This is a genomic window from Roseovarius sp. THAF9, from assembly GCF_009363715.1.
Taxonomy (GTDB): Bacteria; Pseudomonadota; Alphaproteobacteria; order Rhodobacterales; family Rhodobacteraceae; genus Roseovarius.
Genome location: NZ_CP045404.1, coordinates 2,188,553 through 2,213,835 on the forward strand (window position 1 = coordinate 2,188,553; position 25,283 = coordinate 2,213,835).

Here is a 25,283-nt window from a genome sequence, read left to right on the forward strand (position 1 = left end):
GAAGTTTTCGACCGCGCAAATGAAAAGACCCCGCCGCGCCGGCAGGGTCTTTCGAAAAATCTCTTGTGCGTCGTCGTGGTTACGACGCGTCCTTGATGAACTTCACCGCGTCGCCGAAGGTCTGGATGTTCTCGGCGGCGTCATCGGGGATCTCGATGCCGAATTCTTCTTCGAACGCCATGACCAGTTCGACCGTGTCCAGGCTGTCCGCGCCCAGGTCGTCAATGAAAGAGGCGTTTTCCGTCACTTTGTCTTCTTCGACGCCCAGGTGTTCCACCACGATCTTTTTTACGCGGTCTGCGATATCGCTCATGTTTCGTTCCTCATCTTCAGCCGGGTCATTCGCCCGTTTTCTGTGCCCTCGCCCGTCTGGACAAGCGGCTAAATGTGCCCCTTGACCGGGCGGCTTGCATGACCCGTATAACGGGCATTTACGGGGTAATACAGTATCACCCCCGCGTAAACTGCGCCGCCTATAGCATATGCGACACGATTGGCAAATGGATTCCCCTGCCCTTGTTTGCTCAAGGCGGCGCGATGCCTCAAAGCATCGCCATCCCGCCGTTGACGTGAAGTGTCGCGCCCGTGACATAACCCGCCTCGGGGCTTGCAAGGTATAGCACGGCTGCGGCGATTTCCTCTGGTGTGCCCATGCGGGCGGTCGGAATCTGCGCGTTGATCTTGTCCTTCTGTTCGTCCGTCAGCTTGTCGGTCATCGCCGTGGCGATGAAGCCAGGTGCAACCGCATTGGCGGTGATCCCACGGCTGGCGACCTCATAGGCGATCGACTTGGTCATGCCCACCATCCCGGCCTTCGAGGCGGCATAGTTCACCTGTCCGGGGTTGCCGGTGGCACCCACGATCGAGCTGATGTTGATGATCCGCCCCCAGCGCGCCTTCATCATAGGGCGCATCACGCCACGGCACAGGCGCATGGTGGCGGTCAGGTTCACGTCTATCACGCTCTGCCATTCCTCGTCGGACATGCGCATGAAGATCTGGTCGCGCGTAATTCCCGCGTTATTGACTAGAATATCAATCCCGCCCATCGCCTCGGCGGCCTGTTTCGGCAGCGCGTCGACGGCGTCCGGTTCGCTGAGGTTGCAAGGCAGCACATGCGCCCGCTCGCCAAGCTCGCCCGCCAGCGCCTCCAGCGGCTCCACCCGCGTGCCCGACAGCCCCACGGTCGCGCCCGCGCCATGCAACGCCTTGGCAATCTCTCCGCCGATGCCCCCGGATGCGCCGGTCACCAGCGCGGTCTTTCCCGTCAGGTCGAACATATGTCTTGATCCTTCTCGTCTGGCGCCAAATTTCTTTGCAAAGAAATTTGACAAGAAAATTCCATTTTTATGTGTCGGCTCAGCCGTCCATCGACTCGACGGCCGCTTTCACGTCCTCGGGCGTGCCGATAGCGCGGGTGGAGATCTCGCGATTGATGCGGCGAACCATGCCGATCAGCGCCTTGCCCGCGCCGATTTCCCACACGTCGTCCACGCCCTGCGCGCCCATGTATTCCACCGACTCGCGCCAGCGGACCGATCCGGTCACCTGCTTGACCAACAACGCGCGGATCTCCGCCGGATCCTGCACCCCACTGGCCGTCACGTTGGCGACCACCGGCACGCGCGGCGCCGTGATCGTGACCTCCGACAATGCGGACGCCATCACATCGGCCGCGGGCGCCATCAAGGCAGAATGAAAGGGTGCACTGACCGGCAGCAGCATGGCGCGCTTTGCCCCCTTTTCCTTGGCCAGCTCCACCGCTTTTTCCACGGCGGCGGCGTTGCCCGAGACCACCACCTGTGCCGGATCGTTGTCATTGGCGGCCTGAACGACGCTGCCATCCGCTGCGGCGGCCTGAGCCACCTCGGTCACAGTGGCAAAATCAAGTCCCAGGATCGCGGCCATCGCGCCTTCGCCCACCGGCACGGCGGCCTGCATCGCCTGACCCCTCGTGCGCAATAGACGCGCACAGTCGCTTACGCTCAGTGCCCCCGCCGCGGCCAGTGCTGAGTATTCGCCCAGCGAATGCCCGGCCACCAGCGACGCGGTCTCTATGCTCACACCTTCGGCCTCCAGCGCCCGCATCGTGGCAATTGACGTGGCCATCAGCGCGGGCTGCGCATTCTGCGTCAGGGTCAGCGTTTCCTGATCGCCCTCCCAGATCAGGTCGCTCAACTTCTCGCCCAGTGCCTCGTCGACCTCGTCGAAGACCGCCTTCGCTGACGGATAGGCATCGGCCAATGCCTTGCCCATTCCGACCGTCTGTGCGCCCTGCCCGGGAAATACGAATGCCTTGCTCATGGTACCTTGCCCCTCCCATTCAATGCCCTCGGATAGCGTGACGCGCCGGGCGGTGCAATGTCGGGGGCCGAAAAACCGCCCCTGCCGCACGCGCCGTGTGCGCAGGCGGACATTGCCCCGGCCACGCGCTCGGCTAGATTGCAGCGCAAGTTTCCGCCACATCAGAGCCTGCACAATGCCCCTCGCTAATTCACACGACCGTTACGGCACCGTCACCAAAACCTTTCACTGGTTGACCGCGCTGCTGATTCTCTCGGCCATTCCGCTCGGACTCTTCGCCAATGATCTCGCCCACGCGGTCCGCAACCCGGACATCGCCACGACCGAGGCCGACGTCTCGCGTGCGGCCTTCCTGTTTTCCTTGCACAAGACCATCGGCGTGACCGTGTTCTTCGTGGCGCTGCTGCGTATCCTGTGGGCCATAGGCCAGACCAAGCCTGGCTTGCTGAACGGCGACAAGCCGCTTGAGGCGCGCGCCGCCGAAACCGTACATTGGCTTCTCTACGGCTCGTTGCTGGCCGTGCCCCTGACCGGCTGGATCCATCACGCCGCCACCACCGGCTTTGCCCCGATCTGGTGGCCTTTCGGTCAATCCCTGCCCTTCGTTCCCAAGGATGATGGGCTCGCGCACACCTTCGCCTCGCTACATTACATTCTGAACTGGGTGCTGTGGCTCAGCCTCGCGGCCCATATCGCCGGCGCGCTCAAGCACCACGTCATCGACCGCGACGCCACCCTGCGCCGGATGCTGCCGGGCCGCACGACAGCGGCCCCCACAGAGCGTCAGCCCGGGCATATCCTTCCCGCCGTTGCGGCGCTGGTGGTCTGGGCCGCGGCCCTTGGCACTGGCGGCGCAATGGGTTATTTCGCGCACGAAACCCAAGGCGCGCCGACAGCAGAAGCCGAAACCGCCGAACCGTCCGCGGAAACTGCCGGCGCGGAAACCACCGCCCCGACCGAGAACGCCTGGACCGTCACGGACGGAACGCTCGGCCTCACCGTGATCCAGATGGGGTCCGCGGTCGACGGCCAGTTCGAGGATTGGACCGCCGACATCATTTATGACGAAACCGCCGACAGCGAAGGCAAGCACGGCACCGTCGACGTGACTGTAACCATCGCCTCGCTGACGCTGGGATCGGTAACCAGTGACGCCAAGGGATCGGATTACCTCGCCGCCGAGACCCACCCTACGGCCACCTTCTCCGCCGACCTCGTGTCGCGCGACGGAGGCCATGTCGCCACCGGCACTCTGACGATCAAGGAAAACTCGGTCCCCGTCGAGATGCCCTTCGACCTGAGCCTCGACGGCGACACCGCCACCGCTTCGGGCGGGCTGACGGTGGACCGGCGCGATTTCGGCGTGGGTGGACAAAGCGAAGGCAATGTCGGCGCCTCGGTCGATATCCGCTTCGACCTGACGGCAGAGCGCTAAGGCCGGACTGGCCGTCTCAGCCGTCCCGGGTTTGACCCGGGACCTCCGACCGCCAAAAGCACCACGCAAAAACAAGGCCCGCATCTCAGAATGCGGGCCTTTGAATTTAACGAACGTCGCTCAGGCTTATTCTGCCTTTTCGGCCTCGATCGAGATCATCACCTGAAGCTCGTCGCTCACTGCCGGCGCGGCGTAATCCAGCCCGTAATCCGAACGCATAAGCGTGGTTGTGGCGTCAAAGCCGACCCATTGCTTTTCCTGCATCGGGTGGGTGTCCGCCTTGTTCAGTTCGGCGTCCAGCACGACCGACTTGGTCGTACCGTTGATCGTCAGGTCGCCGGTGATCTCGGCGGTCGTATCGCCGGTGACTTCAATGCCGGTCGAGGTGAAGGTGATCATGTCGCCCTCTTCCGCACCGAACATGTCATCGCTCATGAAATGCTCAAGCCGCTTTTCCCATCCGGTATACATCGACATGACCGGGATCGACACCGATACGCTGGAATTCGCCGGCTCTTCCTGGTCGAACATGATTTCGCCTTCGAACCCGGTGAAGACGTTGTAGGTCGTCGAAAAGCCCAGATGCTCATAGGTGAACACGACCTGGCTGTGGCTGGGGTCGAGATTGTATTGCTCCTGCGCGGCCAGTGCAGCTGTCGACAAGCCGGCAAGGGCCATCGAGGTGGCGAATGCGATGGTCTTCATGAATATGCTCCTTCCGTGGTGCGTTGCTCGCTCCCGACGGAAGATGATGCATTTCTCGCATCGAGCAAGTTGCAAGAATTGAACAGATCGTGTTGAGCGATGAACAGCCCGCCCTGCGAGGGCTGATACCGCTTAGCTGGCCCGGGGCATCGCGCTGCGGATGGCACTCGCCTCCTCGTCCGAGCCCAGAGGCATTTCCAGCACCAGCACGCCCGACGCATCCTTGGCACGCAGTTGCCGTTTGTGCACTGAAAGCTCCTGCAACGCGTCGATGTCGTGGCAGGCTTTCAGGGTCGAGCGGCCCTTTGCGTCATATTCGTAGACCCGCAGTTGACGCTTTACCGGGTCGATCTGCACTTCTGGCGCTGGCGTGTCGCGGTTCAGTCCGTTGAACAGGATCAGACCGCCCAGCAACAGGACGACCGACGCGAAGAGCTTGATCAACTGCATCGCCGCATCCTCGGACGGCACCAGCCACAGCCCGCCCGCCGACATGCAAAGCGCCGCCCCGGCGCAGGCGATGAGCGCCCGGCGCGGCGCGCTTTGAGTGTGGTCAGCCTTCGCGCTGTCGGCGGTCAACTTCGTGTTCTGGAAACGTCCGTCGAATGCATGTGCCATTGGTTTGTCCTCGCCCGATTTTGGTTGCAACCAAAGTGCGTAGCAATCGAGACCAAAATGCGGCAGACCGGGGGCTGCACCGGGGCAGAGGCCGGGCAATTTCACGGCCCCCCGACACCCCTTGTCAAACACTGGGATGCGTCGTATACGCCCACTTCCTTTCGCACGTATATTGAACCGCGCAGTCTCTCGTGGACGGGCCGCGAAAGGATCCAAGGCCCGCCTTTGAAATGCGCCCAGACAGAAGTGGAACTCACATGCCGCTCTACGAGCATGTTTTTATCTCGCGTCAGGACTTGTCCAACACGCAAGCCGAAGGCCTTGTCGAACATTTCAGCACCGTGATCACGGATAACGGCGGCACGATCGTCGAATCCGAGTACTGGGGCGTCAAGACGATGGCCTACAAGATCAACAAGAACCGCAAGGGCCACTATGCCTTCCTGCGTACCGACGCGCCGTCGGAAGCCGTGCAGGAAATGGAACGCCTGATGCGCCTGCACGAGGACGTGATGCGCGTTCTGACCGTCCGGGTCGACGAGCACGCGGAAGGCCCCTCGGTCCAGATGCAGAAACGTGACGAGCGTGGCGACCGCCGCGAACGTCGCCCCTGATCGCTTGAAGAAAGGACACTAAACCATGGCTGCGAAACCGTTTTTCCGTCGTCGCAAGGTCTGCCCCTTCTCGGGCGACGATGCACCCAAGATCGACTACAAGGACACCAAACTCCTGCAACGCTACATTTCCGAGCGTGGCAAGATCGTGCCTTCCCGTATCACCGCCGTCTCGGCCAAGAAGCAGCGTGAGCTGGCCCGCGCCATCAAGCGCGCCCGCTTCCTCGCCCTGCTGCCCTACGCCGTGAAATAAGGAGAAAGACCCATGCAAGTCATCCTTCTCGAACGCGTGGCCAAGCTGGGCCAGATGGGCGATGTGGTCGAGGTGAAGCCCGGCTTCGCCCGCAACTACCTGCTGCTGCAAGGCAAGGCGCTGACCGCTTCGAAAGAGAACATCGCCTCTTTCGAGGATCAGAAAGCCCAGCTCGAAGCGCGCAACCTCGAATCCAAGAAAGAAGCCGAAGCGCTGGCGGCCCGTCTCGACGGACAGAACTTCATCGTGATTCGCCAGGCCTCTGATGGCGGCAACCTCTACGGCTCGGTCTCGACCCGTGACGCCGCCGCCGTCGCCACCGAGGAAGGCTACTCGGTCGACCGCAAGCAGGTCCTGATCCGTCAGCCGATCAAGACGCTGGGCCTGCATGACGTCGAGGTGCACCTGCATCCCGAGGTCGAGGCGCACATCGTCCTCAACGTCGCCCGCTCGCCCGAAGAGGCCGAGCTTCAGGCGTCGGGCCGCACCATCCAGGACGTGGCCGCCGAGGAAGAGGAAGCCGCCGATTTCGAGATCGCCGAACTGTTCGACGACATCGGCGCCGCCGCCTCCGAGGACGAACACATCGCCGAAGCCGTCGAAGAAGAGACCGCATCGGACGACGCCGGCTCGGACGACGAGAGCGAAGAAAAGTAATCGCAGGCACATTGCCGCGACCCAAGGCCGCCCATCGCGTGTGGGCGGTCTATTTCGTTCGACATTCGAGCGTCGTGGCAGAGGCGACAATTGTCGGACGTCATCCCGGACCTGATCCGGGATCTCCTGCCGCAAGAGGTCCCGGGTCAGGCCCGGGACGGGTCTGCTACGCGGGACTTTGCTGCTGTGCACGACGGAGGCGAGCGTCAGCCCCTGGGGTGGCGATCCGACGGAAATGACGAAGCACTTTATGCCTGCCAAACACGTCCTCGGAATATCGTCGCGCCTAGCCTCAGCCAAATCGCCAGCCCAAGGGGGGCTGACGATGGCCGGGCCGCTTCGCGGCTGTTAGCCGGCTCGGGGCTCGACGCCATTGTGTCACAAAGGCTCAGGGCGAACATGGCGCTCCGACCCGTCGCTCCACTCGCCAGCATCACAGACAAGAAAAGGGCCGCCCCACCGGACGGCCCCTTCCCTGTTCCTTAAACCGGCTGACCTCAGTCTTCCAGCTTCTCGACCTCTTTCTCCAACTCGTCCTTCGACACCTCTTTCTCGGTGATCTCGGCCTCGCTGGCGATGTGGTCGATGACCTTGTCCTCGAAGATCGGCGCGCGCAGTTGCTGGCGCATCTGGGGGTTTTTCTGCACGAACTCGAAGAATTCACGCTCCTGCCCCGGATATTGCCGCGCCTGCTCCATGACGGCCTGCGTCATTTCCTGGTCGGTCACCTCAACCTCGGCCTTCTGGCCCAAGTCAGCGAGCAGCAGGCCCAGGCGTACGCGACGTTCGGCCAGCGTCTTGTGCTCATCGGTGGGCTCGATCTGGGGGTGGTCATGCCCCTCGACGTCGGGGTTTTCCTCGTGCCACAGCTGGTGTGCGATCTGGCCCGCCTCGGCTTCCACCATGCTCGGCGGCAGTTCGAAACTGACCAGCCCGTCCAGTTGGTCAAGGATGCCGCGCTTCATCACCGCGCGGGCGGCACCCGCGTACTCGGCTTCCAGACGCTCGGCGATCTGCTCCTTCAGCGCGTCGAGGCTCTCGGCCCCGAACTTCTCTGCCAGCGCATCGTCGACTTCGGCCGCCACCGGCTCCTTCACCGCCTTGACGGTGCAGGTGAACTCGGCGTCCTTGCCGGCCAGATGCGGCGCCTGGTATTCGTCGGGGAAGCTGACCTTGACCACCTTCTCCTCGTCCACCTTCACGCCGACCAGCTGTTCCTCGAACCCGGGGATGAAGCTGTTCGAACCGAGGGTCAGCGGGTAGTCTTCCGCGCTGCCACCCTCGAACGCCTCGCCATCGACGCGGCCCACGAAATCGATCGTGACCTGGTCGCCATCCTTGGCCTTGGTGCCCTTTTTGCGATCCTTGAAGTCCTGCGCGCTGGACGCCAGGTTCTGCAGCGCCTCGTCGACTTCCGCATCGCCGGCCTTCACGACCAGCTTCTCGGCCTTCACCTTGGACAGGTCCACATCGGGGATGTCCGGCAGCGCCTCGTAGGTCATCTCGACCTCGACATCGTCGCCCGGCTTCCAGTCTTCATTGACCATCTTCACGGCGGGCTCTGCGGCGGGGCGCTCGCCCTTGTCTTCAAAATGCTGGCTCATGGCGCCGTCGACGGCTTCCTGCATGGCCTCGCCCATGACACGCTCGCCGAACTGCTTTTTCAGCAGCGGCAGCGGCACCTTGCCCTTGCGGAACCCTTTCATCTCGACATCGGGTTGCGCTTCTTTCAGCTTGTCCATGACCTTGTCGTCCAGTTCCTTGGCCGACAGTTTCATCGTGTAGCCGCGTTTCAGCCCTTCATTGAGCGTCTCTGTGACCTGCATGTTCGTCCTTCCATTGCAAAAAGGCCGCGGAGGCGTCCGCGGCGGTCAAAATCACTCCGGCTATCTATTGATGGTGGCTGAGGCGTGCAAGCGGAGTCTTGGACGCAAGGCCAAGATGCCGTCCCGGACTTGATCCGGGACCTCTTAGCCCTCCACGTACTTCCGCACAATCGCACTCACCTGCTCTGGCGGCAGCACGGGCGGCAGCTGCGTCAGCACTTCGCCCGCAGGGTCCAGCACGTAGATGAAACTGCCGTGACTGTAGATCGGCCCGTGCTCGGGATCGTCGAAGAGATGCTCGAACTCCACCTGGAAAGCCTCATAGGCCATTTTCAGCGCCTCGGGCGTGCCGGTCAGCCCCAGCAGTTCATCCGACACCTCTGACAGCGACGGGCCCATCGTCTCGACCGTATCCAGCTTGGGGTCGATGGTCACCAACAGCGCCGACATCTCCACGCCCTCCGCCTCAAGCGCCGCCACCGCATCGGCCATCAGCGGCAACGCCGCGCTGCATATGCCGGGGCAGTTCGCATAGCCGAAGAACAGCAACTGATGCCGGCCATCCGGGTCTGCCTGCGTCCGCGTTCGGCCCATGTGATCGGTCAATTCGAACGGCCCGCCAACCTCCCATGGCAGAGCGGTCGGTGCGTCCTTCAGCGCGGCCGACAGCTTGTCGTCAGGCACAGCTTTCGCGCCCGGCCCATGATCCTCTCCGTCATGGGCCAGCGCCGCACCCGCCAGCAGGCACGCCGCAGCAGCCAGCTTTCCCCGCATCAGAACCACTCCTCGATAAAGGCCGCGTCCGCCTCCAGCCCGAGGCCCAGATACCCACTTTCCTCGATCATGCCGTTCACCCGCGGATCGCGCCGGAACCACGGACCTTTGCCTTCGGCATCCGGATGCGCCTCGGCCCATTTCTTGGTCCAGCTGTTCGCGGTGACCCACTCGCTCTCGCCCACCTCGCGGATCTTCTGAACGAGGTAAATATTCGTGGCCCCCAGCTCTGGATCCTCGATCATCAGCCCGTCCACTTCGACCTCTGCACCACAGTACGGCGCCAGCTCCAAAGCGGCGCCGGTGAAGGCGGGCTGGCTGTTCTTGTTGGGATAGACCAGCACGCCGTCAGCCGCGCGCAAGAGCCCCAACTGCCGCTTGCCCCCGCCGCAATCCTCGACGCAGTCGCCGGTCAACTCGCACAGCATGTCCACCACCGTCGCCTCGAACCGCGCCGGTTTCTCGGCGGCCAGGTTCCAGCTTTTGGCCTCGGACCCTTCCGAGAAATCCTGCGCCGCCGCCGGCAAGCAAAGGCAGAGTGCGGCCGTCGTCATAGCAATCCGTTTCATGGTCACACTCCTCATTCCGCAGGTTCGGGGATGGCAAAGCCCGGCACGGGGCCATAGATGTCGTGGCTCAGGTTGGTGATCCCGTGATCCGTCACGACCTCCTCGACCACCAGGTAATTCAGCCCGTCGCGCCGATAGAGCATCCCGTCTGCCGTCACCTCGTGGCTGGCCAGCCGCAGCTGCGTGTCCCCGCTGGCCGACTGGTCGTCACCTTCGATCTTCAGCACCATGTAGACCTCGCCATCCTCGCCCAACAGGCCCACCGGAATGCCGCCCGCCGAACACCATAGCGCACAGGTGTGATGCGCCGTGCCCACCACCGCGTCGGGCCCGCCCATGACACCGGAGTAATAGCACCAGGTGTCGATGATCTCGCCCCTGACCTCGATCCGTTCGCCCTCGGCCGCCAGCGCGACGCCCGGCAACAGGCTGGCCAGCGCCGCAAGTCGTGAAATTCGTCCCATCTCATGATCCTTTGCAAATGACTTCCATACCCGATGCCGCGATTAAGCCCCGAGCGTCGATCACAGGTCCAATCACGTTTTATTGGGACAGCGTGAAAAGCGGCGGCGGCGAGGCCTGCCACGCGCAGGCTCTACATTCTGGCCGAGAATTGCCGATGCAGGATGTTTCAGGTGAAAATATCAGATTCGAGCCAACCCGGCCGGAAGTCGCCGAAGGCGACAGGCCCGTCGAAAATGGTGCTGCTTGAGAGAGAAAGTTTGAACTCTCTCTTCGAGACCCTGGAAGAATGGGAGCGTCATCTCGCGCATTTAGACCTTGATGGTCTGGAGCGTGACGATGACCAAAATCAGCTATAATTTTAATGACTTGGCAGACTGGTCGCTTGACGGCCCGAAAGAGCCGGAGAAGCGGACTAGTGCGACGCAAAAGTCATACAAACCTACCCCTTTCTCGCTCCGGCTGAGCTTCGATGAACGGGCAAAGCTTGAGCAGGACGCATCTGGCATGGCGCTCGGCGCTTACATCCGAGATCGTCTGTTCGGCGATGATGTTGCGCCGCGCAAAACGCGGGGCAAGGCTCCGGTCAAGGACTTCGAGGCGTTGGGCCGCGTTCTGGCCGCGCTTGGCCAATCCCGCCTGTCCAGCAACCTCAACCAGCTCGCCAAGGCCGTGAATACGGGATCGCTGCCCGTCACGCCGGAAACCGAAGATGAACTGCGGCAGGCTTGCAAGGATGTGCAGGCAATGCGGCGCGATCTGATGATTGCTCTTGGCCTCTATGAGACAGGCTCCGGCTCGAAGGCTGGCATGGATTTCAAGCCATGATCCTCAAGGCCAAAGAGCGCGGCGGCGGGGCGCAGCTTGCCCGATACCTGCTCTCGATGCGGGACAATGATCATGTCGAGCTGCACGAGGTTCGGGGCTTTGTCGGTGATGACCTGCTCGACGCCTTCCGTGAAGCCGATGCCATCGCCAAAGGCACCCGCTGCGAGAACTACCTGTTTTCGGCCAGTCTCAACCCGCCTGGCGGCGAAGCCTTCACAGTATCGGATTTCGAGGATGCTGCCGATGAGATCGAGCGCAAGCTCGGCCTCGAAGGCCAGCCCCGCGCCATCGTCTTTCATGAAAAAGACGGGCGGCGGCATGCCCATGTTGTCTGGTCGCGCATTGATGCGGAGCGCATGCGGGCGATCAACCTTTCGCACTACAAGACGCGCCTGCGGGACGTATCGCGGGAGCTCTTTCGCCAGCACGGCTGGGAAATGCCGAGAGGCCTCCGCGATTGGCGGGAGCGCGACCCGCTGAGCTACAGCCTCGAAGAATGGCGGCAGGCGCGGCGTGTCGGCCTCGATCCAAAGCAGCTCAAGGCGATGTTTCAGGAATGCTGGAACCGTTCGGACTCCGGAATGGCTTTCGCGCAAGCGCTCAAGGAACGCGGCTTCATGCTCGCGCGCGGTGATCGGCGCGGCTTTGTCGCCGTCGATTATCGCGGTGAGGTCTACGCGGTGGCGCGGCAGGCGGGCGTGAAGAGCAAGGATGTTGTGGCTCGTCTCGGCGAGCCGGAAGCCTTCCCTTCGGCTGAAGAGGCGCGGTTTGGGATCGCCGCGCGCATGTCCGAACGGATCAAGCGTTTTATCAAGCAAACGGAACTGGAAGCTGGACGGGGGCGCAAGGCGCTCGAATTCGAGCGGAGCGAGCTGGCCGGACGGCATCGGCACGAGCGGCAAGCGCTCAAGGAAGGTCACGAGAAGCGCTGGATCGCAGAGACCAACGCGCGGGCGGCGCGACTGCCGCGCGGCGTCTCGGGCATCTGGCACCGGATCACAGGAAAATACGCGAAAATCAGGGATCGAAACGAGCGCGAAGCCTGGCAAGCCCTGCTGCGGGATCGCGCGGAGCGGGACGACCTGATCGCGGATCAGCTTGATGAGCGCCGTGCGCTGCAACTGCGCATGCGGGAACAGCAGGAGCGGCAAAAGGGCGAACTGCTCATGCTCCGCGAGGATATCGCCCGATATCAGGACATGAGCGCGCCGGAACACAGCTCTGAACGGCGCGATCCGGACCGGAACGCGCGGAAGCGCCAACGTCGCCGTGATAAAGGGCGTGATCGCGGCTTTGAAAGATAGATGAAAGGAATCGAGCATGACGGAGAACGAAGGAAAAGGCCGGACACAGCGCAGCTTGCGCGATGAACTGTTGCGTGTACGGACGCAGGCTGGCGAGATCGAGAAAACGAGGCAGTCCGACGATGGCATGCAGCGCGTCGTACTGACGCTGCCCAGGTCTCTTGTCCACATGGCGCAATTTATCGCGCTCATGGAAACACGCCCGAGAGACGAGGCGCTGGACTTCTGGGGATATGTCAGCGGCGTTGGTGCGGATGATCCTGTCCCTACCCGCAATGCCAAGCGGATCATGCGTGCGTGGATGGAAGAAGAGATCATGACCCGCACACATGTCGCGATGCTGGAACTACAGGCCGAAGCAAAAAACCGGAAATAGCCAAGCCGCCCGTATAGGGCGGCTTTGAACTCAAAACCCGAACAGATCGCCTTGTTTGCTCAAGGCTTCTTCGATTGTTCTGAGATTGGCGAAAGCGTTGATCAGATGCGCGGTCTTGAGGCTGATGGCGGTGTAGACATCGCATGTGATCGGACGATCATCCTCCGTACAGGCGTTTCTGAAGCGCCGTAACTCCTGAGCGCATTCGCGATATCGCGTCAGATCGGCACGCATTTCGTCCAGCACCCTGCTGCGCAGCGCGCGCAGCGCTTCCGAACGCTGCGGCTCGGGCTTTGCGGCGGCGGTGTCGATGTGATCGGCAAGGTAGCCGCGATAGTCCCTGCTTTCGACATCTGCCCTGATTTGCCTGGGCGTCGGTATCGGTCCGCCCAAGCGATAGTACCACGGATGTCCGGCGCGGTAGCCTTGGAAGGGTTCAAGCGGTTTGATCATGGCTACGCTCCTTTCTTTGCGGCTGACGCTTCGGCCTCACGAGGCTTTTCGAGAGGTTCGCGGATGACGATGCGGCCATTCACCGGAACGGTTTCAAGCTGGAGCGTGTAGCCTTTGCCGTCTTTGTGCGGCCAGGCTGCGCCGACTTTGTTCCAGAAAGATTTTTCGCCGTTGTCTGCGACGTGCCAGGCAAGAAACGCGGGCGCTTTGCGCTGCTGGTTGGCGGGTTTCGTGTTTGTGCGTGCCATGATGATCTCCTTTGGTTTGTGGTTTGGCTCGTTACGCCATTCCGCAAGACCGGACGGAGAGGGTCTGACGTCATATCCAACACGGTCCGGCACCGCCGGAGTGGTGCGGGCAGGATATTGACGGCTGACCGCGTGCGGTCAGGAATTCAGGCGTTTCAGAACGAGGCAAGGCCACATGCCAAGGGTTTGATTCATCCCGCGCACATCATGGGACTGGCGATCAGCTTCGAGACCGCGACCTCTCATTTCTACCGCGCCCGTCCAACGGTTCTTCCGAAAATCATGAATGGCAGGAAGGACTTCGCATGCGGTCAAGGCGGTGTGCCTGCTCCACTGTGTTGCGCCCGAAGGTGTCCGATGACAGCCGCTTCCTGCGCGTCCTGATACCGTGAAGGCCCGAATTGGTCGGGTCGCAGACGGAACAGGAGGATCACATGATCAAACTTCTCACCATGCACGAATTGCACGGCCTGACGGCTCAAGAACTTGGCGAACTACACCAGCTCTTTTCGCTTCTGCTGATCGAAACCGAACCCGACACTCCGGATCGCCGTAATATCCTTGCGAGCCTCGAAAACCTCGAACGCGCCATGGGCTGCCAAGCCAGGCCGGAGGCACGGCGATGCTGCAAGCGCTGACACGCCGCGCGGCCCGCCGCTGGCGGGTTGCGTCGCGTTCCGGCGTCTAGCGCGTCAATGCTTGGTGTCGAGTGATTGCTCCAAGAGGGACACGAGGTCGGCCCGTTTCTCGGGGGCCAAACCGTCGAGGTTCTGCTGCCGCCACCGGACGGCTGGTAGGTCGCTCGCATGGGGGATGCCGAGAAGCGCCCAGTCGGGTTCACCGCGCTCAAAACCGAGCAGGAATGTGCGATGTTTGGCGGGCATTTTCCCGATCAATTCATCGATCAGGCGCTTCTGTGTTTCGACCAATTCTTCTATCGGCACGGCGGTCTCGGTCATACCCTCGAAGCCGTCTCGGTACTCGTCGGCGAGGTCTTTGACACGCCCCGAGAGCACCTCTCCCATTGGTCGGTTATGGCTCAGAAGGTAGACCAGAAACGTCCTCCGCAGCTCGTCGGTCAGCCCTTCATTGGCAAACAGGTCGCGCACGTCGAACAGATCGCGCGGGTGTTGCCGATCCAGAGCAGCCACAAGCTTCCCCGCGTAAAGGTCTTCGAAGGAAACCACATTCGTTTCGGCAAAGCCGAAGGCATCTTCGACCTCTACGACAACAGCCTGGATGCTTGGCTCGTTGACTACACCGCGCAGGACCGGAGACACCTCGATCTTGACCTGCGTACGGTCGGCGGCGACGAGCAGGCGCAACACAGTCCCGTCTTTGATATGCGGGGTAACGCGCGCGCCTCGTATCTCTGTCTGGATGTTCTTGGCGATCCGCTTCATCGCGGCGTCGATGCCAGCGAGCGCGTCCGGCCTTGCATGCATCGGCAGGTACATTAGGTCGATATCGACGGACAGTCGCGGCAGATTACGGACAAACAGGTTGATTGCTGTTCCGCCCTTGAGCGCAAAGCACTCCTAGCGCGCAACAACGGGCAAGAGCCTCATGAGCAGCCGGACCTGTTGCTGATATCGCTCTTCAAACGCCATCAAGGTTCTCCGGTACGGTGATCTGGTAAACCGGATCAAGACGCCCGCCTTTCACGAGCATGCGCTTTCCCTTGCCGAGATCGAATTGCTCGGGATCGATGCGCTTGCGCCAAGCATGACCGTGGCGGTCGGCGAAAAAGAAAAAGAGCCGCTTCACCTTTATGCTGCGGCAGTCGCCCAAGAGCTTTGTCAGGCGGCGGGGACTCAGATTTGCTGCGCCCTGCATGATCATGTCCGCTTGGTGAAAGCTCTCATGGCGCGGTAACTCGTCGAGCATTTCAAGGTAGGCCCGCTCCGGCTTTGACAGCGTTAGCGGCCAGTCCCATTGCCCCCAGGATATTCGCTCAAGGCTTCCGCCTTGAAGGCGCTCAAGATCGCGGCCCTCGTTCTTCTCGGCATCCCATGCAAGGCTCCCGAGGCCGAAACTGACCGGATCATTGCGGAACAGGGTTTCGCTGTTCCGGTAAACGAATGTTTGCGGAAGGCCGAGCTTGGCAAGCCAGTGTGGCGGCTTCTCGGGTCCGTGCAAGTGGATCGTCTTGGTTTCGTGGGTGAGGTAGTGAGCAAAGCCCTGTAGCTCCAGCGCGGTGCGTCCACCGACGATCAGCGGGACTTCCAGCAAGGTTTGAAGGGATATCACGACCTGCTGCCACCCCAGAGAGCCGCGTGGACGGCGGTAGACACCGCGCGCAGGCTGCTCCAGCCAACCGTGCTTGACGTAGTACGAGCGCAAGTTGCTGGCGATGCCGCGCTGTTCCAGCCATGCCGCATCGACGACCAGCCCTTCGGGCAGGTCTTTCTCAAGGCGGTTTAGGCGTGATGTACTTTGCTCAGCCATACTGAGTATTTTACACACTTATCAAACCAATAGCAAGTTTACCGAAGCGCTGAAAAACTCAACCATGTTGAGCAAATAGAGAGAACTTCAAACCCGAGGCTGGCCGTCAGGCCAGCCGCAATTTTTCGCGAATTGAAGATGACCTCGAAGGTTATAGGCTTGGAGCTTGGAGCTTGGAGCTTTGAGTCTTCATGCATTTAGCCTTTCCCTGCACCATTCGATACATCATCTAAACGCGCGAAGACTTCGTATCCATTTGCGGAGTAATATTCCTCGGCTTGAAAACTCCATGCATCCTAGACCACCTCGGCATCTCCACGTTCAAAGGCGATCCTCTCTGCTTCCGACATTAGCTGGGAGTCAGCGCATAGTCCTCGCGCTTTGTAAAAAACAGCAAGTCGTGAGAGATAAAGATTATGAAGCTATTTTCCATTCGCCTGTTTCTAGATTTAGGGTTGGTTCAACCTTTGCTAACACAAACCCTATAGGCAATGGTTCGATCGGAACATCACAGCCCCATAATACTAAATCACCTCTATTTATACCTTCTATAGCCCTTAAGCTGTAAGACACCAAACGCTTCCCGCCATCCTTGTTTGCTACTCTGACTTTAAACGCTTGTTCATTCTCGTCATTCACACTCACATCTTCTACCAACGCTGTAACTGCCTTTTTGGCCACAAGTGAGTTATCTAAAAACTTGCATGCATACTGGAAAGCGGCTTCATTGCTTTTGAACACAAGTTCTTTTGGCGCTTTCTTCTTAAATAGTTTTTCGAATATCAACTTTCCGCCTCCAAATTTGTACGCCTAAGAGTATCAAATCTCTTCGGATTACATGGCGAGAGAACTCTAGTTTTCCACAGGAATTGCAGTGTGATGTTTTGCGAATCTAGCACTTGTCGTGCAACGCCTGTATCGGCTGGCCGCATGGCCAGCCGCGAAATTTTGGCCGAAGCCGCCGCTTACGCGGCGACTCCTTCCTGCCCTTCGGTTTCCTCGATCACGGGCTGCAAGCCGTGCAGGTAGTCCGCTGCACGCTGCGCATGGGCGGCGGCGCTGAAGATGGCGCGCTTGTCATTGCGCAGCACCTTGAGCCAGCTCTGGATGTAGGCGGCATGATCTGTGCCAGGCTCCGGCGTCAGTGCCAGATCGGCGCAAAGGAACGCTGCGCCCAGCTCGGCGACTAGTTCCTCGCGGGTGTCTAACGTCAGCACCTACCGGACAGATTTAGGTGTTTGAGGAACGGAGGATTTCTGGTTCATCGAAGCCATAATGGAGCGAAGATGAACAAGAGATCCGGAACATCCAAGGATGCTGCTGACAAGCTTGTTAGGGGTATCAAGCGTAAGACCCGCAAGCACTACTCGGCGGAGGAGAAGATCCGCATCGTGCTTGCCGGGATGCGGGGCGAAGAAAGCATAGCGGCCCTGTGCCGTCGTGAAGGGATCGCTGAGAGCCTTTATTACAGCTGGTCGAAGGAGTTTCTTGAGGCTGGGAAGAACCGGCTGGCGGGTGACACAGCCCGTCAGGCGACAGCTCCCGAGGTCAAGGAACTGCGCTCTGAGGCAGCCGCGCTGAAAGAAGTGGTCGCGGAGCTGACACTGGAGAACAGGCTGCTCAAAAAAAGCACGTTCGGGGATGGGGAGGACGACGCATGAGATACCCAGCCTCGGAGAAGCTCGAGATCATTCGGACAGTCGAAGCCTCGCATTTGCCGGTCAGGCGGACCCTGACCATGCTCGGCATTCCCAGCAGCACCTATTACCAGTGGTATGCGCGGTGGGCCGATGGCGGCGTTGACGCTTTGCGTGACACGTCCCCGCGGCCTCGGGCGGTGTGGAACCGCATCCCGGACGAGATCCGCGACGCCTTCGTTGAGTTCGCGCTGGATCATGAGGATCTGACGCCACGGGAATTGGCGGTCAAATACACCGATGAGAAACGGTATTTTGTATCTGAGTCCTCGGCATACCGCATTCTCAAGGCCCAGGACCTGATCACGGCTCCGGCCCATGTGGTGATCCGTGCCGCCGATGAGTTCCGGGACAAGACAACTCGGCCCAACGAACTCTGGCAAACCGACTTCACCTATCTCAAGGTCATCGGTTGGGGCTGGTTCTATCTCAGCACGATCCTCGACGATTACAGCCGCTACATCATCGCGTGGAAGCTCTGCACGACAATGAAGGCCGTGGATGTGACGGACACGCTGGATCTGGCGCTGGAGGCCTCGGGCTGTGCTCATGCGACAGTCGTTCACAAGCCCCGGCTGCTCAGCGACAACGGCTCGTCCTACGTTGCGGCCGACCTGGCCGACTACCTCGATACCAAAGGTATGGATCACGTCCGCGGAGCGCCGCACCACCCACAGACCCAGGGCAAGATCGAACGCTGGCACCAGACCATGAAGAACCGGGTTCTGCTGGAGAACTACTATCTGCCGGGGGATCTTGAACGCCAGATCGGCGACTTCGTCGGATACTACAACACTCGGCGATACCACGAGAGCCTGGATAACCTGACGCCGGCTGACGTCTACCACGGTCGGGGTCGGACGATCCTGAAAATGAGAGAGGAGATCAAGAAACAGACAATCCGAAAGCGCCGGTTGCAGCACAAAGCCGCGGTCGCCTAAACTCAAACAGAAACCGAACCAGAGCCTCCGTTACCAAAACAAACGACTTGTCCGAAAAACTCTGAAGACGGACAGACCTTCCTAACGGCCACATCCGTGCGTGGAAGGTCACGAGGATGCTGACCCGCCCGACGTATGCGGGCTATATCGAGGTTCCCAAGTGGGACGTGGGGCTGCGCAAGGGCCATCATGAGCCTTTCATCAACTGGGATACGTTCGAACAGATTCAGGAAAACCTCAAGGCAGGCGCGCGGCCAGCGGCCCGCAAGGACATCAATGCTAATTTTCCGCTGCGCGGCTACGTGGCCTGCGATGATTGCGGGAAGCCCATGACGGCTGCATGGTCGAAGGGCTGCCGTCGTCACTACCCCTATTATCTCTGTGACACGCGCGGCTGTCCGTCGAAGCGCAAATCCATCGCACGCGCCAAGATTGAGGACGGGTTCGCAGAGATATTGCGAAGCTTGCAGCCGAGCAGTGAACTTTTCGAGCTGGCGAGGGCAATGTTCAGGGACGCCTGGAACATGCGCCTGAGCGAAGCCGAGAGCGCTAAGAAGGCGCTAGAGAAGCAATGCAAGGATGCCGAAGCACAGATCGAGGGCCTGCTTGATCGCATTGTCGATGCGTCCAGCCCAACGGTCGTGACTGCTTACGAGAAGCGTATCTCTAAGCTGGAACGGGAAAAGATTCGACTAACCGACCGCGCCAGCCGCGTCGTGCCACCAAAGGGGAGGTTCGAAGAGTTTATCGAACTATCTCTCGAATTCCTGGCAAGACCTTGGAATATATATGAAAATGGAAGCTTAGCCATGAAGCAAACAGTGCTTCGATTGGCGTTTCCAGAGCCTCTGCGATACTCACGGGAAAACGGTTATCGAACAATAAAAACCGCCTTTCCCTTCAGGGTGTTAGAGGGAATCTGCAACCAAAAATGCGAGATGGTGCCCCCAGAGAGACTCGAACTCCCGACCTACTGATTACAAATCAGTTGCTCTACCAGCTGAGCTATAGGGGCATTGAACGCCTGATTACGCATCCCTGGCACGATCCGCAAGATGAAATCTGGACTCGACCCTGCACATTCGAAAGCGGTTTAACTGCCGGAAAAAGCCTCTATATTGCGCCCTCGAGCGCAACAACGGGAGTGTTCAGGATGCAGGTCGTTATCCATGCCGGCGCGCACATGACGGACGAGGATCGTCTGATCAAAACCCTGCTGGCGAACCGCGATCTGCTGTCCGAAATCGGCACCGACGTGCCCGGGCCGAAATCCTATCGCAAGCTTCTGCGCGACATCCTCAACGAAGTGACCGAAAGCGGGATCAGCCCGGAAACCCGCGATGACGTGCTTTCGGCCATCAACCACAACGCGGGCAACGATCGGCTGGTCCTCTCCAACCAAGCCTTTTTCGGCACGCCCAAGATGGCCGTGGGTCAAGGCATGTTCTATCCTGCCGCCGAAATGCGGATAGAGGCGTTCCGGCAAATCTTTGCCAATGACAGGCTGGAGCTTTTCCTGGCACTGCGCGATCCGGCCACGCACCTGCCCGCGCTCTTTGGCAAGTCTCCGCACGACACGATGGCGGACTTCCTCAATGGTGTCGACCCGGCGCAATTCCGGTGGTCCGAGACGATCGCGCGCTTCCGCCACAATTTCCCCGACATGCCGATCACCATCTGGTGCAACGAGGACACTCCCCTGATCTGGGCGCAGGTCCTGCGCGAGATGGCCGGGCTAGACCCAAATGCGTCATTCAAGGGCGAGTTCGCTTTGCTGGAAGAAATCATGACCTCCGCCGGCATGAAGCGATTCGAAACCTATCTTGCCTCGCATCCCGGCATGACGGAGACCCAGAAGCGCCGCGTCATCTCGGCCTTCCTCGACAAGTTCGTGAAGGACGAGGAAATCGAGGAGGAACTGGACCTTCCCGGCTGGACCGAGGAACTGGTCGAGACCTTGTCCGAGGCCTATGACGAAGACGTCTACGAGATCGAGCGCATCCAGGGCGTGAACTTCATCGCACCCTGAGGCCGTCTCGCGTGTCGTTATCGTAGCGTCGGCGATAACCCACGCACCGACACGCCGACCCGAAAACTCACATCCCCAACGCTTCCTTGTACATCTCAAGCACCGCCTCTTCCTCGGCGATGTCGTCCTTGTCGCGCTTGCGCAGCGCGATCACCTTGCGCATCACCTTGGTGTCGTAGCCGCGCGCCTTGGCCTCGGCCATCACCTCTTTCTGCTGTTCGGCAATGTCCTTCTTTTCCTGCTCCAGACGCTCAAACCGTTCGATGAACTGGCGCAGCTCGTCGGCGGTTACGCGGTAGCTGCTGTCGGGGCCGGGTTGCGGGGTCTGGTCGTCCATGAAGGCTCTCCAAGGTCTGGGCTGGGCCTCTTGACTACAAGCGCGCCTGTCGTCCCGCAAGCCCGTTTTCGCGCTCTGTCGCTTGCGATGCCACGCCTGATGCGCTACCCGCGGTCGCACCCATGAAGGTCTATCGCGGAGGCGCCTGATGGAAATGCTGATCTGGCTCGGGGCGGCGGTCACGCTGGCCGGTCTCGCCCTGCTTGTCTGGTGCATCCTGCGCGTGATCCGCGCCCGTCGCGCCGGTCTGTCTGACGACGATTTGCGCGCCACGCTGCAAAAGATCCTGCCCGTCAACACCGGGGCGCTCTTCCTGTCGGTGATCGGGCTGATGCTGGTCGTGCTCGGGATCGTGCTCAGCTGACCGCGTCGCCGAAAAAGCGCCGGCCGAACTTGACCATGTCCTCCAGCATAGCGGGCGGCGTCCACAGCTCCGGCCCCAAAGGTGCCAGCGCCTTCATCGTCCGAACAAGGCCCAGCGACCCGCCCGTATCCGGCCCGATATCGGCCCAGAGCAGCGGCCCGCCTCGCGCGGTGTCAAAGCCATAACCCTTTACCATGCACAGGTCCACGTCCGAGGCCCGCGCCACGGTGTTGTCGGCGATCATCCGTGCGGCTTCGGCAACCAACGCCGCGTGCAGAGCCCGCTCTAAGGGCACATCCGGCACCTCGGGCAGGTCGCGTTGGCCGTCGCGCCACGCCTCCAGCCAGTTCGCCAGACCCGGATCAGGGGCAAGCGCCTGGCCTTGGGCTGAATAGAACCCCTGCCCCGGTGTATTGCCGGCGGCCACCGCATCGGCGCGCGCGTCCAGCAGGGCCAATTCCGGCACGCTGCCGAAAATCCGACGCAGACGCGCAACCGACACACCGATCCCATCCGTCTCGATCAGCTCCAGCGGCCCGCGGGCAAAGCCCAACCGCCGCGCCGCGTCCTCGACCGCGTGCGCATCAGCCCCGGCCCGCATCAACGCCAACGCCGCCCGCTGCGCCGCCCCCATTAAGCGGTGACCAATCATGCCGGGGCGGTCCGCGCTGCGCAGCACGACGCGCCCGGACCCAGCAAAGTATCGCATGACGGTCATCACCGCGTCTGGCGCCGCACCGTCGGGCACCGCCAGTTCGACCAGCGGCAGCGCATAGGCCGGGCGGTAGGCCCGCAGCGCCAGTACCTCGACCGACGCGCCCAGTTGCGCGCGCCGCGACGCCGCGCCGTCGCGCCCCGATACCAAGCACCAGACCGCTCCCTTGCGCACCGCCGCCGCGCCGGGATCGCCGCCACCGCCGTCCAGAACGAGGTCGGCGGCCATCAGCACCACCGGATCGCTTCCATGGCTCAGCCGGGCCAGCCGCGCATCACGCTCCTCCTGTGCCATCCGCTTTCGCGCCACCGCGCCTTCGTAAACGGCCCGAACGCGCGCCGCGACTGCCGCACCCGCCGGACCGGGCGCCAGCACCGCCACGCGCTGACCGCGATCTAGGCAGTGCACCGCCAGTTCCGTCAGCACCGGGTCAGATCCGGTCAGCACAACGGTGCTGATGTCGCGCGCTTTGCCCTCATGCGCCTCCGGCCAGGCCCGCGACCGCCGCTCGGCGGCATAAAGATGCCGCGATGCGCGCGCACCCGGTCGCGCCAGGCACGCCTCGAACGCCGCTTGCTCGAAATGCAGCCCCTGTTCGTAGGGCAAAAGCTGCGCTGCCTCTACACAGCGCAGGATATCGGCCTCGGCGCTGTCGCCAGCCCGCAGGCGCGCGGCCACCGCGGCGACCGCGGCGCGATAGGCCGCCGGGTCGGAAAAACCCCGGTCGATCTCGCGGGCCCGTGCAAAGTCTGGCGCCTGAGCAAATCTTTTGGCAGTCGCCAGCGCCGCGGCCAGCGGGGCGTTTTCGGTGAGCGCTGTGAACAGCTTGGCCAGCCTCGGCTCGCCAGCGTCGAGCGAACGTCCCGCCAGCATGAATTCCAGCGCCGCTTGCGCCCCCAACAGCCGCGGCAGACGTTGCGTGCTGCCGCCGCTCGGCATCAGGCCCAAGCTCACCTCGGGCAGCGCCACGCGGCAGGTCCTTCGCGCCACTCGCGCATGAGCCGCCAAAGCAAGTTCGAATCCCGCGCCAAGGGCGACGCCATCGAGTGCCGCGACCACGGGTTTGGGGTGGTCTTCTATCCTTCGGGTCAACGCGCCGATCCAGGGCTCAGCCAGCGGTCCGTCGAACTCCGACAGGTCGACGCCCGAACAGAACGTATACCCGGCGCCGGTCAGCACCACCGCCGTTGCCGCTTCGTCGCCGGCGGCGCGGTCCAAGGCCGCGGCCAGGTCACTCCGCATGCCAGGTGACAACGCGTTCGCCTCGCCCCGCGACAAGCGCAGGACGGCCACCCGATCGGTCAGCTCGTAAATGACTTCGGACACTGCTCTTTTGCGCCCCGGCACGCCTCAAACCATGCGCGGATTAGACCCTCTCGGCGGGGCGCTGCGCAAATGTTTTGAGTCGAAGTGGCGGCGTTCAGACCGGCATATTTTCGAACTGTGCCTCAATCGCCTCATCCAGAAGCGTCTCGTTCAGGCGCCGCATCTCTGACGGCACCGGCTCGCCGGCATGGCGCAACTGCCCCAGCAAACCCGCCAGCCGCGGTTGAAGCCGATAACGCTCAGCTTCGTCCAGGTTCAGGATTTGTCGGTGCAACTGTTTGATTTCCTGAGTCAAACTTGTCATGGCATCTCCTCCCAGGGGCAGCCTGCCGCGTCCGGTCGATATGACCACAGGTCCCGCGCCACAACCATAGCATGAAACTGCCGCGCAATAGAAGCTTTACGCGCCCCGAAAGGACGGTTTTTCGCAGGTTCTTGCCGGAGTTGTTCAACGCTTGGGCAGATCGGCACGAATGAAGCTCGAATGGGCTTCGAAAACCACCTCGGATGGCGCGTCGGCAAGCGTCTCGCTGTGTTGGCGCAAGCTCGGGAAAAATAGTTCAAGATGATGAAATCAGCACCTCGTTCCTGCCTCTGGCTCCGCGCCGATAAGCGCGGGCGCCGCCGCTCATACCAACGCCGTGACGCAGCTTAGCCCAGGCTCGGGCCACCCGGCATCGGCAATTCGTCATCCTCGCCTTCGGCCTCGAACCGCGCGGCGGCGCGGGCGAGTTCCTCTTCGACCAGCGCGTCGAGGCCAGTGTCGCCGTCTCCATCCGCGTCCATGCCCATTCCGGGCAGGTCCGGCAGGCCGCCCGCCTCGTCGTCCAGCGAGGGCAGGTCCGGCAAGTCGGCCATCCCGCCCGGTCCCGGCAGGTCAGGACCGTCCCCCGCATCGCCCGGCGGCGGGAGGTCTGGAATGTCGGGCAGCGCGTCCAGGCCCATCGGATCGCCCGAAAGATCCGCCTTGCCTTGGCCGCCCATGCCCGGCCCCTCCAGCGCCGCAGCACCATGAGCCTCGGGGGTGCGGTCCCGCGGTGAATCCTCCGAGTCGCTTTTCAGAACCATACGCACGGCACGAAACCCGTTCAGCTGGCCCAGTCTGGCGGGCGCCACCTTGTGCCCCTTGGCACCGATCACCCGAGCGTCGGTCACCGTTTCGGGCGACAGTTTCAGCACGGTGCCCGGCGCCCAACGGCAGATCTCGCGCAGCGGCAGCCGGACCGGCGCCAGCACCGCATCCAGCATCACCGGCGCGTTCATCGCGTTCTCTTCCAGCTTGCGGGCCAAGGTGTTGCCACCCGGCGTCTCGACTTCGGGCACGGGCGGGGGTTCGGGCAAGATCAGTTCCATCATCCCGGTCTTGGCCCCGGGGCCGAAATCCACGCTCAGCCTATAAAGATCGTAATCCGGCGCCCAGAGCGCCAGCGCCAAGGCACGACCGTTCTCCACCCGGTCCCCGAACCGGAAGCGGGCCGCGTCCGGAACCGTGTCGCAGGCGTTGACTTGTTCGGCATAGCTGTCCAGCACGGCGTCCATCAATGGCTGCACGATGGCCGCGTCAGTGGGGGTAAACGGGCGTGATTTCGCCTCACCCTGCCGCACCTCTCCCATCAGCTGTACTTCGATCAGGGCCATGACGAACTGCAGGTCCAATTTGATCGCGCCGGGCGGTCCCTCCAGCCCGTCCAGCAGGATCAGCAGTCCATCGTCGCCCGCCAGCGCCTCGACCCTGGTCAGGGCCACGCTTTCATGTTCGACCATGCGCACGACCAGCGGCAGTTCGAACTGCGCCGCCGCTTCCTTGGCAAGTGCGAGGCGCAGCGCCTTCGACGGCGACATCTCGCGCGCGTCGAATTCGTCACGGGCCACCTTGGCCTTACGATGGATGACCGATGCGCTGCTGGCGGGCTCTGCGCTCATGACCTGTATCTGCCCCCTTTTTTGCACCCGGCAGCCACGCGGGAAACGCGGCCGCGCGCCATGTTTCGACCCGGCCA

General features: G+C 61.8%; 30 protein-coding genes, 1 tRNA gene and 2 pseudogenes. 13 read left to right on the top strand and 20 right to left on the bottom strand.

From position 1 onward, the window contains the following. Positions 1-79 precede the first annotated feature (79 nt). The 3 genes from FIU86_RS10830 to fabD form a co-directional block, all read right to left on the bottom strand. Positions 80-313, bottom strand: coding sequence for an acyl carrier protein (locus FIU86_RS10830; RefSeq protein WP_152475098.1), 234 nt, complete (start codon positions 311-313; stop codon positions 80-82). A 229-nt stretch (positions 314-542) separates the two neighbouring features. After that, positions 543-1,280, bottom strand: a complete 738-nt coding sequence (gene fabG, locus FIU86_RS10835) for a 3-oxoacyl-[acyl-carrier-protein] reductase (protein WP_152475099.1) — start codon at positions 1,278-1,280, stop codon at positions 543-545. 79 nt (positions 1,281-1,359) lie between these two features. After that, a complete protein-coding gene (fabD, locus tag FIU86_RS10840; RefSeq protein WP_152475100.1) occupies positions 1,360-2,304 on the bottom strand; it encodes an ACP S-malonyltransferase in 945 nt (314 codons plus the stop codon). 175 nt (positions 2,305-2,479) lie between these two features. Here fabD and FIU86_RS10845 point away from each other — a divergent pair, with 175 nt between their 5' ends. Next, the gene (locus FIU86_RS10845; RefSeq protein WP_152475101.1) at positions 2,480-3,739 is read left to right on the top strand and encodes a cytochrome b/b6 domain-containing protein; all 1,260 of its coding nucleotides are present in this window, start codon (positions 2,480-2,482) and stop codon (positions 3,737-3,739) included. 126 nt (positions 3,740-3,865) lie between these two features. Here the strand turns inward: FIU86_RS10845 and FIU86_RS10850 are convergent, their stop codons facing one another. Both FIU86_RS10850 and FIU86_RS10855 read right to left on the bottom strand, forming a co-directional pair. After that, positions 3,866-4,444, bottom strand: coding sequence for a YceI family protein (locus tag FIU86_RS10850; RefSeq protein ID WP_152475102.1), 579 nt, complete (start codon positions 4,442-4,444; stop codon positions 3,866-3,868). Positions 4,445-4,576: 132 nt separating this feature from the next. After that, a complete protein-coding gene (locus tag FIU86_RS10855) occupies positions 4,577-5,062 on the bottom strand; it encodes a hypothetical protein (protein ID WP_152475103.1) in 486 nt (161 codons plus the stop codon). A gap of 257 nt (positions 5,063-5,319) precedes the next feature. Between FIU86_RS10855 and rpsF the strand changes: the two genes are divergently transcribed. From rpsF to rplI, 3 genes are read left to right on the top strand one after another with little or no spacing between them, the layout of a single operon-like run. After that, positions 5,320-5,676, top strand: a complete 357-nt coding sequence (rpsF, locus tag FIU86_RS10860; protein WP_103764132.1) for a 30S ribosomal protein S6 — start codon at positions 5,320-5,322, stop codon at positions 5,674-5,676. A 25-nt stretch (positions 5,677-5,701) separates the two neighbouring features. After that, positions 5,702-5,929 carry a 30S ribosomal protein S18 gene (gene rpsR, locus FIU86_RS10865; protein ID WP_093029287.1) on the top strand — a complete coding sequence of 76 codons (228 nt, stop codon included), beginning with the start codon at positions 5,702-5,704 and terminating at the stop codon, positions 5,927-5,929. Positions 5,930-5,941: 12 nt separating this feature from the next. Next, entirely contained in the window at positions 5,942-6,586 is a 645-nt protein-coding gene (gene rplI, locus FIU86_RS10870) for a 50S ribosomal protein L9 (protein ID WP_152475104.1), read from the top strand. A 497-nt stretch (positions 6,587-7,083) separates the two neighbouring features. Here rplI and tig read toward each other — a convergent pair whose 3' ends face one another. The 4 genes from tig to FIU86_RS10890 all read right to left on the bottom strand — a co-directional run bounded on the left by tig (position 7,084) and on the right by FIU86_RS10890 (position 10,219). After that, positions 7,084-8,412 (bottom strand): trigger factor, encoded by a 1,329-nt coding sequence (gene tig, locus FIU86_RS10875; protein ID WP_152475105.1) that lies wholly within the window; start codon positions 8,410-8,412, stop codon positions 7,084-7,086. Positions 8,413-8,556: 144 nt separating this feature from the next. Further along, positions 8,557-9,186 carry an SCO family protein gene (locus tag FIU86_RS10880; RefSeq protein WP_152475106.1) on the bottom strand — a complete coding sequence of 210 codons (630 nt, stop codon included), beginning with the start codon at positions 9,184-9,186 and terminating at the stop codon, positions 8,557-8,559. Further along, positions 9,186-9,755 (bottom strand): hypothetical protein, encoded by a 570-nt coding sequence (locus tag FIU86_RS10885; RefSeq protein ID WP_254703803.1) that lies wholly within the window; start codon positions 9,753-9,755, stop codon positions 9,186-9,188. Before FIU86_RS10885 ends, FIU86_RS10880 begins: the two co-directional genes overlap by 1 nt. 11 nt (positions 9,756-9,766) lie before the next feature. Next, positions 9,767-10,219 carry a hypothetical protein gene (locus tag FIU86_RS10890; protein ID WP_152475107.1) on the bottom strand — a complete coding sequence of 151 codons (453 nt, stop codon included), beginning with the start codon at positions 10,217-10,219 and terminating at the stop codon, positions 9,767-9,769. A gap of 17 nt (positions 10,220-10,236) precedes the next feature. Here FIU86_RS10890 and FIU86_RS10895 point away from each other — a divergent pair, with 17 nt between their 5' ends. The 4 genes from FIU86_RS10895 to FIU86_RS10910 all read left to right on the top strand — a co-directional run bounded on the left by FIU86_RS10895 (position 10,237) and on the right by FIU86_RS10910 (position 12,725). Continuing rightward, positions 10,237-10,467, top strand: a complete 231-nt coding sequence (locus FIU86_RS10895; RefSeq protein ID WP_152475108.1) for a hypothetical protein — start codon at positions 10,237-10,239, stop codon at positions 10,465-10,467. Between the two features lie 89 nt (positions 10,468-10,556). Beyond that, complete coding sequence (locus tag FIU86_RS10900) at positions 10,557-11,045, top strand: hypothetical protein (RefSeq protein ID WP_254703804.1); 489 nt, start codon at positions 10,557-10,559, stop codon at positions 11,043-11,045. After that, complete coding sequence (locus FIU86_RS10905) at positions 11,042-12,349, top strand: relaxase/mobilization nuclease domain-containing protein (protein ID WP_152475109.1); 1,308 nt, start codon at positions 11,042-11,044, stop codon at positions 12,347-12,349. The genes FIU86_RS10900 and FIU86_RS10905 overlap by 4 nt, the downstream gene beginning before the upstream one ends. A 16-nt stretch (positions 12,350-12,365) precedes the next feature. Then, positions 12,366-12,725 (top strand): hypothetical protein, encoded by a 360-nt coding sequence (locus tag FIU86_RS10910; RefSeq protein WP_152475110.1) that lies wholly within the window; start codon positions 12,366-12,368, stop codon positions 12,723-12,725. Positions 12,726-12,755: 30 nt separating this feature from the next. Here the strand turns inward: FIU86_RS10910 and FIU86_RS10915 are convergent, their stop codons facing one another. Continuing rightward, a complete protein-coding gene (locus FIU86_RS10915) occupies positions 12,756-13,178 on the bottom strand; it encodes a hypothetical protein (RefSeq protein ID WP_152475111.1) in 423 nt (140 codons plus the stop codon). A 2-nt stretch (positions 13,179-13,180) separates the two neighbouring features. Next, complete coding sequence (locus FIU86_RS10920) at positions 13,181-13,426, bottom strand: hypothetical protein (RefSeq protein ID WP_152475112.1); 246 nt, start codon at positions 13,424-13,426, stop codon at positions 13,181-13,183. 434 nt (positions 13,427-13,860) lie between these two features. Here FIU86_RS10920 and FIU86_RS10925 point away from each other — a divergent pair, with 434 nt between their 5' ends. Next, positions 13,861-14,064, top strand: coding sequence for a hypothetical protein (locus FIU86_RS10925; RefSeq protein ID WP_152475113.1), 204 nt, complete (start codon positions 13,861-13,863; stop codon positions 14,062-14,064). A gap of 54 nt (positions 14,065-14,118) precedes the next feature. Here FIU86_RS10925 and FIU86_RS10930 read toward each other — a convergent pair. The 4 genes and pseudogenes from FIU86_RS10930 to FIU86_RS10945 form a co-directional block, all read right to left on the bottom strand. Next, positions 14,119-14,952, bottom strand: a pseudogene (locus tag FIU86_RS10930) (nucleotidyl transferase AbiEii/AbiGii toxin family protein); the annotation flags it as partial. Between the two features lie 73 nt (positions 14,953-15,025). Further along, entirely contained in the window at positions 15,026-15,874 is an 849-nt protein-coding gene (locus FIU86_RS10935) for a type IV toxin-antitoxin system AbiEi family antitoxin domain-containing protein (RefSeq protein WP_152475114.1), read from the bottom strand. Positions 15,875-16,288: 414 nt separating this feature from the next. After that, on the bottom strand, positions 16,289-16,660 hold the full coding sequence (locus FIU86_RS10940) for a hypothetical protein (protein WP_152475115.1): 372 nt from the start codon (positions 16,658-16,660) through the stop codon (positions 16,289-16,291). Positions 16,661-16,839: 179 nt separating this feature from the next. Beyond that, positions 16,840-17,073 (bottom strand): annotated as a pseudogene (locus FIU86_RS10945) (zincin-like metallopeptidase domain-containing protein); the annotation flags it as partial. A gap of 87 nt (positions 17,074-17,160) precedes the next feature. Between FIU86_RS10945 and FIU86_RS10950 the strand changes: the two are divergent. Together FIU86_RS10950 and FIU86_RS23105 are read left to right on the top strand one after the other, a co-directional pair. Next, positions 17,161-18,512 (top strand): IS3 family transposase gene (locus tag FIU86_RS10950; RefSeq protein ID WP_152473331.1). Its coding sequence is split into 2 segments (ribosomal slippage): positions 17,161-17,497 and positions 17,497-18,512, totalling 1,353 coding nucleotides; the frame shifts between segments, so codons are not numbered across the junction. A 116-nt stretch (positions 18,513-18,628) separates the two neighbouring features. After that, on the top strand, positions 18,629-19,489 hold the full coding sequence (locus tag FIU86_RS23105; RefSeq protein WP_152477087.1) for a recombinase zinc beta ribbon domain-containing protein: 861 nt from the start codon (positions 18,629-18,631) through the stop codon (positions 19,487-19,489). Here FIU86_RS23105 and FIU86_RS10960 read toward each other — a convergent pair. After that, positions 19,452-19,527, bottom strand: a tRNA-Thr gene (locus tag FIU86_RS10960). The two genes, FIU86_RS23105 and FIU86_RS10960, sit on opposite strands and share 38 nt — an antisense overlap. A gap of 138 nt (positions 19,528-19,665) precedes the next feature. Between FIU86_RS10960 and FIU86_RS10965 the strand changes: the two genes are divergently transcribed. Beyond that, a complete protein-coding gene (locus tag FIU86_RS10965) occupies positions 19,666-20,541 on the top strand; it encodes a hypothetical protein (protein WP_152475117.1) in 876 nt (291 codons plus the stop codon). 67 nt (positions 20,542-20,608) lie between these two features. Here the strand turns inward: FIU86_RS10965 and FIU86_RS10970 are convergent, their stop codons facing one another. Next, positions 20,609-20,878 (bottom strand): DUF2312 domain-containing protein, encoded by a 270-nt coding sequence (locus FIU86_RS10970; protein WP_057794192.1) that lies wholly within the window; start codon positions 20,876-20,878, stop codon positions 20,609-20,611. A 148-nt stretch (positions 20,879-21,026) separates the two neighbouring features. Between FIU86_RS10970 and FIU86_RS10975 the strand changes: the two genes are divergently transcribed. Beyond that, complete coding sequence (locus tag FIU86_RS10975; RefSeq protein WP_103764122.1) at positions 21,027-21,242, top strand: hypothetical protein; 216 nt, start codon at positions 21,027-21,029, stop codon at positions 21,240-21,242. On the opposite strand, the gene FIU86_RS10980 is transcribed toward FIU86_RS10975, so the two are convergent. From FIU86_RS10980 to FIU86_RS10990, 3 genes are all read right to left on the bottom strand, one after another. Next, on the bottom strand, positions 21,235-23,283 hold the full coding sequence (locus FIU86_RS10980; RefSeq protein WP_172977489.1) for an enoyl-CoA hydratase/isomerase family protein: 2,049 nt from the start codon (positions 23,281-23,283) through the stop codon (positions 21,235-21,237). The two genes, FIU86_RS10975 and FIU86_RS10980, sit on opposite strands and share 8 nt — an antisense overlap. Before the next feature lie 94 nt (positions 23,284-23,377). Then, positions 23,378-23,587 carry a hypothetical protein gene (locus FIU86_RS10985; protein WP_152475119.1) on the bottom strand — a complete coding sequence of 70 codons (210 nt, stop codon included), beginning with the start codon at positions 23,585-23,587 and terminating at the stop codon, positions 23,378-23,380. 347 nt (positions 23,588-23,934) lie between these two features. Continuing rightward, positions 23,935-25,206, bottom strand: a complete 1,272-nt coding sequence (locus tag FIU86_RS10990; RefSeq protein ID WP_152475120.1) for a FliM/FliN family flagellar motor switch protein — start codon at positions 25,204-25,206, stop codon at positions 23,935-23,937. Positions 25,207-25,283: the final 77 nt, after the last annotated feature.